This is a genomic window from Azotobacter armeniacus, assembly GCF_054779355.1.
Genome location: NZ_BAAGYK010000105.1, coordinates 77,533 through 93,323 on the forward strand (window position 1 = coordinate 77,533; position 15,791 = coordinate 93,323).

Genomic DNA, 15,791 nt, shown 5'->3' on the forward strand with positions numbered 1-15,791 from the left:
AGCGGCCTCCCATCCCCGGATTCGTGCCGTCTGCTGCCCGAACTGATCGCCGAACAGGCCCGCCTGCGTCCCGACGCTGTCGCCCTGGTGCACGGCGATACGCGGCTCAGCTACGCCGAGCTGGAAGCGCGCGCCAACCGTCTGGCTCGCCACCTGATCTACACCTCCGGCTCCACCGGCCAGCCCAGGGGCGTGGCGGTGAACCATGCGGGCTTTTCCCTGCTGCGCCTGCTGGCGGTGGAGTTGTTGGCACAGGTACTGGACGGCCTGTGCCGTAGCGAAGCGAACTTTTCCCGATATTCCTAAATTTTTTCCGAACCCATCCGTCCTTACAGTCGATAGAAGCGTAAATGAGAAATCTTCTAACTTGGGATGTGTGGGGTTGGAGTTGGGGTTGATGAGCATGCTGTCGCCGAATCATCCGCTGGGGCCGGTCGTCCCCTTCGCTCGGTGCCGTCTAGCCTTGGCGCTGGTCTGCGCGCTGGGCATGGTCGCCGCGCCGGTGCCCGCCGTCGAGGAGGGCAAGGAGAGCGATAACCTAGTGGAGCTGGACGGGGTGACTGTGGTTGCCGACCAGCAAAGCCCGATCGGTCCGGGCACCGGCTACACCGCCAAGCGGTCCCTGTCCGGCACCAAGACCGACACGCCGCTCAACGAGATCCCGCGGTCGGTCTCCATCACCACCGGGCAGCAGATGCGCGACCGCAATGTGGGCACCATCAGCGACGCCCTGCGCTATACCGCCGGCGTGCAGTCCGGCTACTTCGGCGAGGACGACAAGCAGGACTGGTTCATCATCCGCGGCTTCAAGCAGGCCAACAACGGCCTCTACCGCGACGTCAACCCGGTCCATTCTGGCTGGGATCGCTGGCCCACTACCTGTTCCTCGACGAGCCGTGCACCCGGCGCATCGTCTGCGAACCGTGCGCCGACAATGTACGGATGATCCCGCATCTGCAGGCGCTGGGCTTCGCCCGGCTCAAGGAGTTCGACTTTCCCCGCAAGCGCGCCGCCCTGATGGTGCTCGAGCGCGAGGCTTTCTTCGCGCGCTATCGGCTGGCGTGAGCGGTTTCTCTTAAAAAGCGAGTCGCGACCCACGCGGCCCATACCACTGATGAGGTCAGGCAGGGCGCCGGCCCCCGCGCCTACGACGCGGATCCGGCAGTCACCCTTGGTACGTCACCGAAGACAGGATCGATATTGCACATGAGCATAGAAACGCTGGAATACGATGTGATCGGCGTGGGCTTCGGCCCGGCCAATCTGGCCATCGCCATTGCCCTGGAGGAGGACTCCAGGACCCGCGAGGCGGGGCTTCGCTATTGCTTCCTGGACAGCAAGCCGGCCTTCGAATGGCACGGCGGCATGCTGCTGGAGAACAGCCGCATGCAGATCTCCTACCTCAAGGACCTGGCGACCCTGCGCAATCCGGCAAGCCGCTTCACCTTCATCAGCTACCTGCACGAGAAGCGGCGCCTGCTGCCCTTCATCAACATCGGCACCGTCAACCCGTCGCGGATCGAGTACAACGATTATCTGCGCTGGGCCGCCGGGCACTTCTCCGAGCGTGTGCACTACGGCGAGCAGGTGATCGCTGTGGAGCCGGTCGAGGAACGCGGCGAGGTGCAGCGCCTGCGGGTGGTCTCGCGACTGGCCGACGGCCGCACCCACACCCGGCTGACCCGCAATCTGGTGGTCGGCATCGGCGCCCAGGCAGCAATCCCCGAGCTGTTCGCCGGCCTGCAGGGCGAGCCGCAGCTGATCCATTCCTCACAGTACCTGGAGCGCATCGGCCAGTGCTGCCCCGAGCGCGAGGGCCGCTACCGGGTGGCGGTGATCGGCTCCGGGCAGAGCGCGGCGGAGATCTACACCGACCTGGCCGGCCGCTACCCGCAGGCCGAAATCAGCCTGGTGATGCGCGCCCAGGCGATGCGTCCGGCGGACGATAGTCCCTTCGTCAACGAGATCTTCGACCCGGCCTTCACCGACGTGGTCTACCGCCAGCCACAGGCCGCGCGCCAGAAGCTGATCCGCTCGCTCAGCCACACCAACTATTCGGTGGTCAACCTGGACCTGATCGAGGGTATCTACCAGGACCTCTACCAGCAGCAGGTGATCGGTTCCTGCCAGCGCAGCCTGCTCGCCAACCGGCAGATCCAGGCCGTGGCGGCCGGCCCCGACGGCGTGCGCCTGAGCCTGCGCGACTCCCAGAGCGGCGACGAGGAGCTGCGTGAGTTCGACCTGCTGGTGCTCGCCACCGGCTACCGCCGCGACGCCCATTGGCGCCTGCTGGAGGGGATCGAGCGCCATCTGCAGGAAGCCGAGCTGGAGCGCAGCTACCGCCTGCCGACCCAGCCGGGGTTCCAGCCGAACATCTTCCTGCAGGGCTGCTGCGAGGACAGCCACGGCCTCAGCGATACCCTGCTGTCGGTGGTGGCGGTACGCTCCCAGGAGGTGGTGGACGCGCTGCTGGAGGCCTACCGCCAGCCGCAGGCGGCCTGCGCCTGAGCCGCGGGCAGTGATCCCACCGCTCGCCCTGCTGTTCCAGGACGCCTTCGCCGGCTACCGCAAGGTGCCGCGCCTCTAGCCGACGACCCGCGCCGCCCTGTCGGCGCGCTTTTCCTCGCATATGTCCGGAGCGACTCGCGGGTGTGGTTATCGCTGTGGTTGAATACAGCTTCCGCCGGTTGATTTCCCCGGTGCTGGCCGCCAGCCTGATCCCCGACTGGCGCCTGCCGTTCTGCGACGCCTTTCCCCGACGCTGCTCACCACGCAGGCGCTGACATGGCCCGCCAGGGCCAGGCCGGCGCCAGCTGGCGGGCCAGCAGCTTGATCAGGGTGGACCTGCCCGAAACGTTGTGGCCGGATCAGGCCGACCATCGGCCTGTGGGGAATCTGCAGGCTGGCCTGCTGCAACAGGCTGCAGCCGGCCAGGTTGAAACTGATGTCGTCCAGCTCGAACATTGGAATTCCGGTCCCTGGTGGCGGAGCAGCGGCGCTGCGGGAAAGCCGGGACTCTGATTAAGATAATCATGCTTATCAATTGCTGGCTGGCGCAGTCGGGGCAAGCGTGCCATGTCGCTTGGGGCGCTTCGGCACAAGGTGGCGGGCCTGTCAGGGGGCGTATTTCTGGTTCTTGTGAGTGGGCTCGTCGGGCTGGACGATCTGCACAAAACCATGCTCCGAGGCGTGATGGCAGGCATTGCAGGTGCTGACCAGCGTCGCGTAGGCGCTCTGGAATGCCTGGGCATCCTTGCCAGCGATTGCAGTGTCGACCCGCTGGATGGCAGGCTTCAGCATCCGCTTGGTCAGCTCCGCCACGTCGTATTCCTTCACCGAGCGATACTCGACGACATCGCCGTCGGCCACGACCCAGGAGGCTTTCGTCAGCTTCCACAGATACCAGTCTGCAAGTTCCCAGTTCTGTGCCTGGCCCGCAAAGTACAACTTGTCCGCGTATCTTTGATAATCGGCCATCACGTCGGCCAGGCGAAAGGTGTGGGCCAATCTCCGCTCCAGGCTGGAGGCATGCCAGCCCAGTCCGGCAAGGACCGCAGTAGTGAGACCGGCCGCGACCAGCAACGTTGTGGTTCTCAAAGTCGCTCCTTTCTTGTAAGCGCTGGCATGCCTTGCAGATGGGCGTCAATGCACCGGTAGCTGGTGTGACAATCGCCAATGCGAAGGCATTCGATGACACGCCCTAGGCGTTGCGCCCGGCTTCGACGACCTTGCGGCAATGCACCAGGGCGTCGCGGATCATAAAGTTAACCAGGGTCGGCGAGACGCCAAGCTCCCGGGCGATTTCCCTCTGCTGCTGGCCATGGATGCGGTGCATCTCGAAGGCATAGCGGGTGCGTTCCGGGAGTTGGCTCAGGGCATCGGCGATCAGTTCGAGGGTTTCCTGGTACTGATGCAGGCTTTCCGGCGATGCGTTTTCCTGTTGCTCGATGGCCAGGCCTTCTTCCTCGCTCCCCCTGTGACGCTGCTCGAACGCCTGCTTGCGATAGTAGTCGATCGCCAGGTTGCGCACGGTTCGGAACATGTAGCTCAACTGGGCCTTTATCGAGAGGCTGGGCAGATGGGCGGACTCCAGCCGGAAGAAGGCATCCTGGACGACATCCTCGGCCCTGGAGCGGCATCCGGTGATGCTCGCCGCGACTTTTATCAGCGTGGTTCGATGGTCGATGAAGGATTGAATCTGGGGGGGGACCGACGGACTGCCCATGAGGCAGCCGGCGAGAATTCCTTGATTCGACATGGCGGCGTTCCTGTGAACGAAAGGGGCGGAAAAGATTCGAGGCCTGCGAAATTATATTTAATGATGATCTTTGTCAAACAAGAATCATTATCATGTTTGTGATCTCGAATGTAAAACAAGCAGCTTCCGCGGTGGCCCGGCGCCCGTTCGGGCCTGGCCTGCGCTGCCTTCAGGAAGAGGTCGGTCGGCTCCGGCTGGAAGAGACAGGAATTCCGGCATGCCGGTTCCGGTGCGGCGGTCAGTCTTCCCGTCCGTTGCCGGACTCGCTCCGCCAGCCGCCGCCGAGGGCCTTGAACAGACTGACCGACGCCTGCAGGCGGGCGAGGCGCAGCTGGATTTCCTGGTCCTGCGCCTGGAACAGCGTGCGCTGGGACTCGAGGCTGTCGAGCAGGGTGGCGGCGCCCGCCCGGTAGCGCGTCTCGGCCAGGGCGAAGCTCTGCCGGGCCTGCTCCAGCTCCTCGCGTTGCCAGCGCTGCTGGCGCTCGATGCCGGCGAGCGCATTGAGGGCCTTTTCCACGTCGGCCAGCCCGTCGATGATCGCCCGGCGATAGTCGTGCAGCAGCTCTTCCTGCCTGGCCAGGGCCTGTTCGCGTTCGGCGCGCAGTCGGCCGGCGTTGAAGATCGGCGCCGTCAGGCCGGCCTCCAGGGTGAGGAAGGGGAAGGGATTGTCGGCGATCACGCTGGCGCGTTCGGCCCCGCCACCCAGGCCGGCCTCCAGGTTGAGGGTCGGCAGCAGCGCGGCGCGCGCCACCCGCACGTCGCCTTCGGCGGCGGCGAGTTCGGCCTCGGCCCGGGCGATGTCCGGACGGCGGACGAGCAGTTCGCTGGGCAGGCCGGCCTGGATGCCCTGCGCGCGCAGTGCGCCGAACTCGCCGCGGATCCGCAGCCCCTGCACGGGGACGCCGAGCAGGGTCGCCAGGACGATGGTCGCCTCCCGCTCCTCTTGCTGCAGTCGGGGGATCTGCCAGCGCTGATTGGCCGTCAGGCTGCGCTGCTGGGCCAGCTCCAGCGCATGGCTGGCGCCGGCGGCATGGCGGGCCTCGACCAGCTCCAGCACCTGTTCGGCGTTACCCAGGTTGAGCAGGGCGATGCGGATCTGTTCGCGCAGCGCCAGCACTTGCAGATAGGTATCGGCGACGTCGGCCGTGACCGTCAGCTGCACCGCCGCCCGATCCCGCTCGCTGGCCTCGATTCTCTTGCGGGCGGCGGCCCGGCGCGAACGGTTCGCGCTCCAGAGGTCCAGTTCGTAGCTGACGGTAAGCATGGTGTCGAAATGCTCGATGCGCCGCTCCTCCTCGGTGGCGCCCAGCTCGTTGCCGTAGCCGCCGGTGTTGCCGATCAGCTGCTCGCGGATGGCGTTCATCTCTCCGCTCAGTTCGGGAAAGACCCGCGCACCCTCGACAGTCGCCGTGGCCCGGGCCTGGCGCAGCCGGGCGAGCGCCGCGGCGATGTCGTGGCTGGAGGCGTGGGCCCGGTGGATCAGCAGGTTCAGCTCCTCGCTGCCGAAGCTGCGCCACCAGTCGGCGTCGGGCATCGCCGTGGCCGTCGCCGGCGGGTGCCGCCACTGCCCGGGAATGGCCAGGCCGCTGTCCGGCTGCGGCAGCGGGCCGCTGCAGGCGGGCAGGAGCAGGTACAGGCCGAGCAGGGCGAGCGGTTTTCGTCTCACTGCGGCCTCATGCGGCGGCCAGCACCACGACCGGTGCCAGCCGTGCGGCCCGGCCTGTAGCCGAAGATCACGCCGATTGGCACCAAGCAGGCAAAGGCACCGAGGACGGCGGATGGGGGGAAGACCGGGGCGATGCTTTCAGGGCTGCGCGAAAGCTGATCAGGGGGGCGGTGGTGCCCGGATCGCTGGCGGCCATGTTCATTGCTTTTGCCGGTCCGTGGTGTCGACGAGCAGCCGCTCACCCTCGGCGAGCCCTTCGAGCACCTCGATGCGCTGGCGGTCGTGGATACCGGTGCGGACTTCGCGCAGGGCGGACTCGCCGTCCTGCTTCAGCACTTGCGCCAGATGGGTGTCCGGTTTGCCGATGACCGCCTGCAGCGCGGCGAGCGGTGCGGTGAGCGCGCCCCGGACGCTGGCGTCGACGAAAAACACCTGGGCGCTCATCTCCGCCATCAGTGCCTGATCCTCGTTGCCGACGTCGAGCAGCACGCTGTACAGCACTCGACCTTTCCCCACCTCCTGTTCGCTGCCGACCGGGCTGCTGCCGAAGCCCATCTGCTCCAGTGGCTTGGGCGGCACCGGCAGTATCTGTCGGACTTGCGCCTGCCAGCGTCGGCCTTCGCCGCCGAGGGTGGTGAAATAGGCCGGCATGCCCGGTTTCACCCGGCTGATGTCGGCCTCGGAAACCTGGGCCCAGACGGTCATCGGCGACAGTCTGGCAATGCGGATCAGCGGCGTCTGCTCCTGGGCGTTGAGCGTCTGGTCGAGGGCGACCACGGTGCCGCCCATCGGCGCATGGATGCGCGTGTGGCCCAGCTCGGCCTCGTCGCTGCGCAGCTCGGCTTCGGCCTGTCTGATCTGTGCGGCGGTGCTCTTCAGGCGCGCCTCGGCCACCCGCACTTCGGCGTGGGCGACCTGTACGTCTTCCTGGCGCGTCGCGCCGCTTCCGGCCAGGATCCGTTGCCGTTCGTATTGCTGGCGGGCCAGGTCGCGCTGGGCCTGCTGCTCCTCGCGCAAGGCCCTGAGGCTTTCGATCTGCGCCCGGCTTGCGTCCACTGTGGCCTGCTGGATGGACGGGTCGATTTCGGCGAGCAGTTGTCCCTTGCGCACCATGTCGCCGACCTCGACATGCCGGTGCAGGATCTGCCCGGAGGTTTGGGCGACGACGTCCACATAGTGGCGGGGTTGCAGGGTGCCCAGCGCCGTCACGCTGCTTTCGATGTCGCCGCGCTCGACCGTCACGGCATCGTAGGCCCGGGCGGGAGGGGGAAAGGTCCGCCAGCCCGCCAGGGTCAGGGCGCAGCCGAGTGGTATCAGGAGCAGGGTCCAACGAGGGTATGTCATGTCGCTTGGCCCGGTAGTTCGGCTCGACGCGCTGGTGTTACCCGGCGCGCCTACGGATGTCAGAGCTGTAAGACGAATGAGCGACGAAAGAAATTAGGAGCGCGCTCGCGCCTGCCTTGCCGGCAGGGCGGGGGGGTCAGCGCGAGCTCAGCACCAGGCTGCCGTCGGCGTCATGATCGATGCGCACGGGAAGCGCGTTCGGCAGGTTCCGGACCAGGCCCTGGATGTCGCCGGTGTCGTAGATGCCGCCGAGGCGCAGCCGGGCTGCAGCCGCATCGCCCAGCCGGATGGGGGCGTCCAGGTAGCGATTGATCAGCGGCAGGGCTTCGGCGAGGGGCAGGTCGTCCAGGATCAGCTTGCCGTCGCGCCAGGCCAGGACGCTGGCGGTATCGACCGCCGCCATCTGTGCCGGCGCCTCGTTGGCCCAGTAGCTGGCCTGCATGTTGGCGGTGAGGCTACTGCACCGGTCGCGCTCCCGGCCGCAGTCGACCCGAACCGAGCCTTCGGTCACGGTGACGGTGACGCTGTCCCGGTATTTCCAGACGTTGAACTGCGTTCCGGTCACCATGATCGTGCCCGGGCCGGCTTCGACGACGAAGGGGTGCCGTGCGTCGTGGCTGACCTTGAACCAGGCTTCGCCTTCCTTCAGCGAGACGCTGCGCCGGTCCCGGTAGTTGGCGAAGGACAGCGCGGTCCGCAGGTTGAGCTCCACCTCGCTGCCGTCGGGCAGGCGGACTCTGCGGGTCGCGTCCCTGGCCGCGTATTGGCGATAGCTGTCCGGAATCCAGCCCATCAGCCAGCCGCCATAGCCGGCCAGGGGCAGGGTGAGCAGCGCTATGGCGGCCGTCAGACCCGCCCTGCGCAGGCGACTGTGGCGGCGCGGCCGGGCAGCCGGCGCCAGGGGGCGAGGCGCAACCCTGGTTCCCGTCGTGGGCGGAAGATGCACGGCGGCTTCCCAGATCTCCATCATCTCCGCGAACTCCCGGGCATGCTCGGGGGGCGTGGCAAGCCAGCGCTGGAAGGCCTGCCGCTCACCTTCGCTGCAGTCCTCGTCGTGCAGGCGAGTGCACCAGTACGCGGCATCCTCGGCAAGCGAGTCGCCGGGGGCGGAAGGAGGGGAGCTGTTCATATGATCGATGCCGTATCTTGCTGCTTTTGTTCGTGATTGTGGCCTTAAGTCACCACCAAGAGTTTAGATCATCATGGATGCCCTACACAGAACACCGACGATAACCCATGAAACACCTGTCCTTACCTCTCATCAAGGAAGAGACAGGAGAATCGCATGAACAACTTTCTTCCCCCTTTCATTCATGGGAGGCGACTGCATGGATGCAGGAGGCAGGGCGACGCAGGAGGCCAAAGCTGAGGGGGCTGGGGAGAGGCAAATGAGCGGCGATGGCCTGTTTTCCCTCTCCCCAGCCCTCTCCCGCACGCGGGAGAGGGAGTGAACGACTGCACCTGCCCCTTCATGCGATTGTCCTGAAGGAAGAGGCCTGCACGCTGCAGGGGAGCGTTCGCAAGGGCCGGGATTGGCGCAGGCGGGATCGTGCCGGAAACACGCTGCGACTGTCCCGTGGAGAGCCCGCCAGGACGGTGGCCCAGGGGCCCCTGGGGGCTCTGCCCGCAAACCGTCTGCGAGCGTCGCCAGCACCGGATCGTCGGACGACCGCCTTCGCCCTTGGGATAGTGCGATTCGATCAGCCCCCGCCATGGCTCCACCCGATTCATCGGACAGCTCGCAGGGCGGGATGGACGTATTTCAACGGATTCGGGAAGTCCCTAAACAAATCACAGGCTGCTTCGTCTTTGAAGGCAGACGATCCGTGTGCCGGTTCTCAAGCCGGCAGGGCGCGGATTCGCTTCCCTTCAACTGTACGAGGATGCCCATGTCTACCAGTTGCTTTGATCGCGAAGACGAGACTTTCATCGTTCTCGTCAACCATGAAGAACAGTACTCCCTCTGGCCCCATTGGAAGGCCATCCCTGGCGGCTGGAAGGCCGTCGAGGGCGTGAAGGGCGACAAGAAGACCGTTCTCGAATACGTCGAGAAGACCTGGACCGACATGCGCCCGCTGTCGCTGCGCGAATGGATGGACGAACAGGCCGCCCGGGCGGCCGACGCGTCGATCGCGGCCGCGCAGTAACCCGCTCCATGCGGCCGCCCTTCATCGATCTGCTGGCCCTGCCGTGTGCCGGCGCCAGCGCGACCATGTACCTGCGCTGGCGCCGCCTGCTGCCGGAGTGGATTCGCCTCATCCCGGTGGAGTTGCCTGGGCGCGGCAGCCGGCTGGGCGAGTCTTTCGTCGAGGATTTCGGGCAGCTCGTCGCGCAACTCTGCGACGAGCAGGCCGAGGTCATGCGTGGGCGCTACGCCCTGTTCGGACACAGCATGGGCGCCTTGCTCGCGTATGGGGTCGCCCAGCGCCAGCGCGCGCTTTCGCGGCCTCTGCCCCGAGCCCTCTTCGTCTCGGCAAGTCCCGCGCCGTCGCGGCGCGACCCGGACCGCTTCGCCGACAAGAACGACGACGCGGCCCTGATCGCCGACCTGCGCAAGCAGGGCGGCACGCCGGAGGAGCTCTTCGGCTGCGCCGAGCTGCTGCGTCTCACGCTGGATACCCTGGGCGCCGACTACCGGGTGTGCGAGAGCTTCCGCTACACGGCCCCACCCCTCCTGTCCATCCCGATCCATGCCTTCGGCGGCCGGCAGGACGATATCGCGGCCGAACGCGTGGAGGCGTGGCGGCGCGAGGCGGGCGACAGGTTCTCGCTCGACTGGTTCGATGGCGGCCATTTCTTCATCCGTGAGTGGGAGCAAGAGGTGCTGGCCGCCATCGTGCGCGAACTGGCGCATCAGCTCTCCGGGGTGGGGTATGCAGCCACTGCAACTGCCTGAGTCTCTGGCGCCGGACGTCGACGTCTGGCGACTCGACCTGGAGCTGGCCGCGCCGGTGGCCGACGCCGACTGGATCGTTCTCGACCAAGAGGAGGGTGTGCGGGCGCTGCGCTTTCACCGGCACGAGGACAGGGTCCGCTTTGTCGCCACCCGCGCCGCGCTGCGGCGCCTGTTGGCAGCCCGCCTGCAGTGCACGCCCCAGGCGCTGCACTTTGGGGCCAACCCGCACGGAAAGCCGCGCTTGGTGGGCGAACCTGGGGGCGAAGTAGCGATGGATTTCAACGTTTCCCACGCAGGCGGCTTCGCACTGATTGCGCTTTCCAGGCGCGGCGCAGTCGGCGTGGACATCGAGCGTTGCAACCCGGACTTCGACACGGTGAGCCTGGAGCCACAGGTGCTCTCGCCGCTCGAGCATCAGATGGGGGCCAACCGGCGGCCGGGCTTCTTCGAGCGCTGGGTGGTGAAGGAAGCGGTGCTCAAAGCCCTGGGACTGGGGGTAGCCGAACACCTCAAGCAGCTCACGGTACTGAAACCCGAGCAGGACGACGGCCGCAGCTACGGCCTGCACCATGCCTGCTCCGAATGGCCGTCCGTGGGCGCGTGGCGCCTGGAGGCGCCGCCCGGATATGCCGCCGCCCTGGCGTGGACGCCCGCATGTCAAACCAAGGAGTTGCAATGAACGAACTGCTGACCTGCTTCGAACGCCGCGCCCCGGAAGGTTCGGAGCTGCCGATACTGATCACGCCGTCCAAGACCGGGGAATCGCTGCTGAGCGCCTTCCCGCGCCTGCGCGCGGAGATCGAGGCCCATGTAGCCAGGGTGGGCGGCGTGCTGCTGCGCGGCTTCGAGGTGCCGTCGGTAGAGGCCTTCCGCGAGTTCGCGGCCGCCTTCGGCCATCCGCTGCTCAACTACGAATTCGGCTCGACGCCACGCACCGCGGTGGGTGGCGGCGTCTACACCTCCACCGAGTATCCGGCCCATCAACCCATTCCGCTGCACAACGAGCAGGCCTATACGCGAGAGTGGCCGATGAGGCTCTGGCTTCACTGCGTGACGGCCGCCTCCGAAGGCGGCGAGACGCCGATCGCCGACAGCCGGGCCATCTACCGGCGCATGCCGGCGGCCATACGCGAGCGCTTCGCGCCCGGGATTCTCTACGTACGCAACTACGGCGACTTCGACGTGCCCTGGCAGAAGGTCTTCAACACCGAAAGCCGCGCCGAGGTCGAGGCCTTCTGCCGTCGGGCCGGTATCCGCTGGGAGTGGAAGCCGGACGGCGAACTGCGCACCACCCAACTGTGCCAGGCCATCGAAGTCCATCCCGTGAGCGGAGAAACGGTGTGGTTCAACCAGGCCCACCTGTTCCACATCTCCAACCTGCAGCCCGAGGTGCGCGAATCACTGGAGGAACTGCTGGGTATCGAGAACGTGCCGCGCAACACCTACTTCGCCGACGGCTCGCCGATTCCCGACGCGATCTTCGACGAGGTGCGCGCCGTGCTGGATGCCGAGACGGTGTCGTTCCGCTGGCAGGAGGGCGACGTGCTGATGCTCGACAACATGCTGGCGGCCCATGCGCGCTCGCCGTTCAAGGGCTCGCGCAAGGTCGTCGTGGCGATGGCCGAGCCGCACGGCAATCTGGACAAGCTCTGAAGAACCGATTCAAGAACGAGGACGCGAGATGAACACCACGCCGCCGTCAGTACGCAGCTATCCCCGCAACTTCATCGAGCACTTGCGGCACCTGGCCGCAGAGCGGCCGACCGACACCGCCTTGATCGTCGTCAGGGAGCAGGACGGCGTGCCCGCCGACATCACCATCTCTTATGCCGCGCTCGACCAGCGTGTCCGAGCCCTGGCTGGGCAATTGCAAGAGCGCTTCGGCCCGGGCGAGCGTGCGCTATTGCTGCTCGACAACGACGACCATTATGTCGTCGCCTTCTTCGCCTGCCTCTACGCCGGGCTGACCGCGGTGCCGGTATTCCCGCCCGAGTCGGCCCGCCCGCAGCATCTGGCGCGGCTGACCGGCATCGCCGAGGATGCGCAGGCCCGCTGCCTGCTCACCACGGGCGCGATCCTCGCGCTGCTCGGCACGGCGGTCGACGGCTTCGCGGGCTGCGAAGCCATCGCCGTCGACGCGGCCGATGCCGCCGGCGGCGAGGGCTGGCGGCCGCATGTGCCGGCCGACGGCGACATCGCTTTCCTGCAGTACACCTCCGGCTCGACCTCGGCACCCAAGGGCGTCATGGTCAGTCATGGCAACCTGATGGCCAACGAGCGCGCCATCGAGGAGGGCCTGTCGGTCGGCCCGGACGACGTCTTCGTCTCCTGGCTGCCGCTCTACCACGACATGGGGCTGATCGGCGGACTGCTGCAGCCCCTGCACCACGGCATCCCCGTCGCGCTGATGACCCCGCAGTTCTTCCTGGAGCGGCCGATCCGCTGGCTGGAGGCGATCTCCCGGCATCGCGGCAGCATCAGCGGCGGCCCGGACTTCGCCTACCGCCTGTGCCTCGAGCGGGTCAAGGACGCGCAGCTGGCGCAGCTCGACCTGTCGAGCTGGCGCCTCGCCTTCTCCGGCGCCGAGCCGGTGCGCCACGACACCCTCGAGGCCTTCATCGAGCGCTTCGCGCCGGCCGGCTTCCAGGCCGGCGCGGTCTTTCCCTGCTACGGCCTGGCCGAGGCGACGCTGTTCGTCACCGGCGGGCGGCGCGGGACGGGCATGGTCACCCGGGCCTTCTCGGCCGAGTCCCTGGGTCAGGGCCGGGCGCAGCGCGACGACGGCGGCAATATCCATGTCGGCTGCGGCCACGCGCCCTCGGCGCACGAGGTGCGGATCGTCGATCCGCAGTCCCTGGCCACCCTGGGCGAGGGGGCGGTGGGCGAGATCTGGGCGAGCGGCCCGAGCATCGCGCAAGGCTACTGGCAGCGGCCGGAGGAGACCGCGCAGAGCTTCGTCGAGCGCGATGGCCGGCGCTGGCTGCGCACCGGCGACCTGGGCTTCGTGCACGAGGACGAGCTTTACATCACCGGGCGCATCAAGGACCTGATCATCCTGCGCGGCCAGAACGTCTATCCGCAGGACATCGAGCGGGCCATCGAGGCCGAGGTCGAGGCGGTGCGCAAGGGCCGCGTGGCGGCCTTCGCCGTGCCCCTGCCCGCGGGCGGCGAAGGTGTGGGGGTGGCGGTGGAGATCTCACGTGGCCTGCAGGCGCTCGTGCGGGTCGAGGCGCTGGTCGAGGTGCTGAGCCAGGTCGCGTCCGGCGTGTGTCGCGAGCCGGTGTCGGTCGCCGTGCTGCTCAACCCGGGCGCGCTGCCCAAAACCTCCAGCGGCAAGCTGCAGCGCAGCGCCTGCCGCCGGGGCTGGGAGCGCGGTAAGCTCGATGCCTACGCGATCTACGAGCACGGCCGCTTCGTGCTCGGCGCCGAGTCGAGTGCAGCGCACGAAGCATCCGCACAGGCTCCTTTCGACGAACTCGAAGCCGCTTTGGCGGAGCTGTGGCAACAGGTGCTCAGGTGCAGCGGCCTGCCGGGCCGCGAGGCGCATTTCTTTGCCGGCGGCGGCAATTCGCTGGCGGCAGTGCAGCTTGCCGCCCGCATCGGCGAACGGTGGGAGGTCGACTTTCCGGTGCGCCTGCTGTTCGAGCAGCCACGTTTCAACGATCTTGCCCGGGAAGTCCAGAGCCTCCTCGCCCGAGGCCAGCGCAAGCCGAAGACGGCGATTCCCGCCCTGCCGGCCGAACGCCGTGCCGAACCCCTGCCGTTGTCGCATGCCCAGGAGCGCCAGTGGTTCCTGTGGCAGCTCGACCCCGAGAGCAGCGCCTACCACGTGAGCCTCGCCCTGCGCCTGTCCGGGCCGCTGCAGGTCGATGCCTTGCGTGCCGCCTTCGACGGCCTGGTCGCGCATCACGAGTCCCTGCGCACTGTCTTCCGCCCGGTCGCCGAGGGTACGCCCGCACAATGGATCCAGCCCGTTCTCGAGCTCGATCTGCCGGTCATCGACCTGCGCGACCTGGCGGCTGACGAGCGCGAGGCCCGTGCGGCAGAGGAAGCGCAGCGCCTTCAGGGTGAACCCTTCGACCTGACCTGCGGGCCGCTGCTGCGCGTGGCGCTGATCCGCACCGCCGACGAGGCGCAGCGGCTGGTGCTGGTGATGCACCACATCGTCTCGGACGGCGCGTCGATGCAACTGCTGATCGACGAGCTCGCCGCGCGCTATGCCGCGCATCTGCAGGGGAAGGCACCGGACCTTTCCGTTCCGTCCATCCAGTATGCCGACTACGCCCTCTGGCAACGCGAGTGGCTGGCTGCCGGCGAAGGCGCACTCCAGCTCGCCTGGTGGCGCGAGCAGCTCGGAGACGATCATCCGGTGCTGACGCTGCCTGGCGATCGTCCGCGCAAAGCCCAGGCGAGCTACCACGCTGCGCGCCATACCTTAGAGCTGCCGACCGAGCTGCTGGCCCGCCTTCGCCAACTGGCCGAAGCGCGCGGGGCGACGCTGTTCATGGTGCTGCTGGCCGGCTTCCAGGCGCTGCTGCACCGCTACACCGGCCAGCATGACATCCGTGTCGGCGTGCCGGTCGCCAACCGTCAGCGGACGGAGACCGAGGGGCTGATCGGCTTCTTCGTCAACACCCTGGTGATGCGCAACGTCATGGATGGCCGCATGAGCCTGGCAGAGGTGCTGGAGCAGACCAGGGAAGCGGCGCTGGGCGCGCAGGCGCATCAGGACCTGCCCTTCGAGCAACTGGTCGAGGCGCTGCAACCGGAGCGCAGCCTGAGCCACAGTCCGCTGTTCCAGGTGATGTTCAACCACCTGCGCGAGGACTGGCGGGCGCTGCGGCAACTGCCGGGGCTGGCACTGGAGCGTGACGAGTTGGGCGAGCAGGCGGCGCAGTTCGAGCTGACGCTGGACACCAGCGAGCGTCCTGACGGGCGGGTGCGCGCGAGCTTCAGCTATGCGGCGGAGCTGTTCGAGGCACAGACGATCGAGCGTCTGGCGGGGCACTACCTGGCGGTGCTGCAAGCGCTGGCCGAGCGACCCGAGCAGGCGCTGGGCGACGTTGACGTCCTGAGCGAATCCGAGCGAGTCCAGCTCCGGCAGTGGGGTGCGAACGAGCAGCGCTACCCGGATGCCGAGCCGGTGCATCGCCTGTTCGAACGGCAGGTGCAGAAGCAGCCGCAGGCCACGGCGCTGGTCTTCGGCGACGAAGCGCTGAGCTACGCCGAGCTCAACCGCCGGGCCAACCGCCTGGCGCACCGGCTGATTGCCCTGGGCGTCGCGCCGGAGACCAAGGTGGGCATCGCGCTGGAGCGCTCGGTCGAGATGGTGGTGGGCCTGCTGGGCATCCTCAAGGCGGGCGGGGCCTACGTGCCGCTGGACCCCGACTATCCCGGCGAGCGTCTGGCCTACATGGTCGAGGACAGCGGCATCGGGCTGCTGCTCACGCAGCGCCACGTCAGAGAGCGAATCACCGGCAGCCGGTCGCTGACCACGCTGGAGCTGGACAGCCTCGATCTTGGCGGCGAGCCCGAGCACGACCCGCAGGTCGAACTGCACGGCGACAACCTCGCCTACGTGATCTACACCTCGGGCTCCACCGGCCGGCCCAAGGGCGCGGCCAACC

General features: G+C 67.6%; 14 protein-coding genes and 1 pseudogene. 10 read left to right on the forward strand and 5 right to left on the reverse strand.

The features are described from left to right. Positions 1-87 precede the first annotated feature (87 nt). The 5 genes and pseudogenes from ACYVD0_RS14445 to ACYVD0_RS14465 all read left to right on the forward strand — a co-directional run bounded on the left by ACYVD0_RS14445 (position 88) and on the right by ACYVD0_RS14465 (position 3,021). A complete protein-coding gene (locus tag ACYVD0_RS14445; protein WP_460427451.1) occupies positions 88-306 on the forward strand; it encodes a hypothetical protein in 219 nt (72 codons plus the stop codon). 388 nt (positions 307-694) lie between these two features. Continuing rightward, positions 695-946 (forward strand): TonB-dependent receptor plug domain-containing protein, encoded by a 252-nt coding sequence (locus ACYVD0_RS14450; protein ID WP_460427469.1) that lies wholly within the window; start codon positions 695-697, stop codon positions 944-946. Next, positions 856-1,065: pseudogene (locus tag ACYVD0_RS14455) on the forward strand (GNAT family N-acetyltransferase); the annotation flags it as partial. The gene ACYVD0_RS14450 and the pseudogene ACYVD0_RS14455, both read left to right, overlap by 91 nt. 141 nt (positions 1,066-1,206) lie before the next feature. Then, positions 1,207-2,508: a lysine N(6)-hydroxylase/L-ornithine N(5)-oxygenase family protein gene (locus tag ACYVD0_RS14460; RefSeq protein ID WP_460427452.1), complete on the forward strand. Its 1,302-nt coding sequence runs from the start codon at positions 1,207-1,209 to the stop codon at positions 2,506-2,508. A 276-nt stretch (positions 2,509-2,784) separates the two neighbouring features. Then, a complete protein-coding gene (locus tag ACYVD0_RS14465) occupies positions 2,785-3,021 on the forward strand; it encodes a hypothetical protein (protein WP_460427453.1) in 237 nt (78 codons plus the stop codon). A gap of 93 nt (positions 3,022-3,114) precedes the next feature. Here the strand turns inward: ACYVD0_RS14465 and ACYVD0_RS14470 are convergent, their stop codons facing one another. The 5 genes from ACYVD0_RS14470 to ACYVD0_RS14490 form a co-directional block, all read right to left on the reverse strand. After that, positions 3,115-3,507 (reverse strand): hypothetical protein, encoded by a 393-nt coding sequence (locus tag ACYVD0_RS14470; protein WP_460427454.1) that lies wholly within the window; start codon positions 3,505-3,507, stop codon positions 3,115-3,117. A 193-nt stretch (positions 3,508-3,700) separates the two neighbouring features. Continuing rightward, positions 3,701-4,225 carry an RNA polymerase factor sigma-70 gene (locus ACYVD0_RS14475; RefSeq protein WP_460427470.1) on the reverse strand — a complete coding sequence of 175 codons (525 nt, stop codon included), beginning with the start codon at positions 4,223-4,225 and terminating at the stop codon, positions 3,701-3,703. A 271-nt stretch (positions 4,226-4,496) separates the two neighbouring features. Continuing rightward, positions 4,497-5,924, reverse strand: coding sequence for an outer membrane factor lipoprotein domain-containing protein (locus ACYVD0_RS14480; protein WP_460427455.1), 1,428 nt, complete (start codon positions 5,922-5,924; stop codon positions 4,497-4,499). A 198-nt stretch (positions 5,925-6,122) separates the two neighbouring features. Next, positions 6,123-7,268 carry an efflux RND transporter periplasmic adaptor subunit gene (locus tag ACYVD0_RS14485; protein ID WP_460427456.1) on the reverse strand — a complete coding sequence of 382 codons (1,146 nt, stop codon included), beginning with the start codon at positions 7,266-7,268 and terminating at the stop codon, positions 6,123-6,125. 136 nt (positions 7,269-7,404) lie between these two features. Next, a complete protein-coding gene (locus ACYVD0_RS14490; RefSeq protein WP_460427457.1) occupies positions 7,405-8,397 on the reverse strand; it encodes a FecR family protein in 993 nt (330 codons plus the stop codon). Positions 8,398-9,157: 760 nt separating this feature from the next. Here ACYVD0_RS14490 and ACYVD0_RS14495 point away from each other — a divergent pair. From ACYVD0_RS14495 to ACYVD0_RS14515, 5 genes are all read left to right on the forward strand, one after another. Beyond that, complete coding sequence (locus tag ACYVD0_RS14495) at positions 9,158-9,415, forward strand: MbtH family protein (protein ID WP_460427458.1); 258 nt, start codon at positions 9,158-9,160, stop codon at positions 9,413-9,415. 8 nt (positions 9,416-9,423) lie between these two features. Next, on the forward strand, positions 9,424-10,164 hold the full coding sequence (locus ACYVD0_RS14500) for a thioesterase II family protein (protein WP_460427459.1): 741 nt from the start codon (positions 9,424-9,426) through the stop codon (positions 10,162-10,164). After that, entirely contained in the window at positions 10,142-10,843 is a 702-nt protein-coding gene (locus ACYVD0_RS14505; RefSeq protein ID WP_460427460.1) for a 4'-phosphopantetheinyl transferase family protein, read from the forward strand. Before ACYVD0_RS14500 ends, ACYVD0_RS14505 begins: the two co-directional genes overlap by 23 nt. Next, on the forward strand, positions 10,840-11,817 hold the full coding sequence (locus ACYVD0_RS14510) for a Fe(II)-2OG oxygenase family protein (protein ID WP_460427461.1): 978 nt from the start codon (positions 10,840-10,842) through the stop codon (positions 11,815-11,817). The genes ACYVD0_RS14505 and ACYVD0_RS14510 overlap by 4 nt, the downstream gene beginning before the upstream one ends. A gap of 28 nt (positions 11,818-11,845) precedes the next feature. Further along, on the forward strand, positions 11,846-15,791 hold a 3,946-nt coding region (locus tag ACYVD0_RS14515; RefSeq protein ID WP_460427462.1), incomplete at its 3' end, for an AMP-binding protein.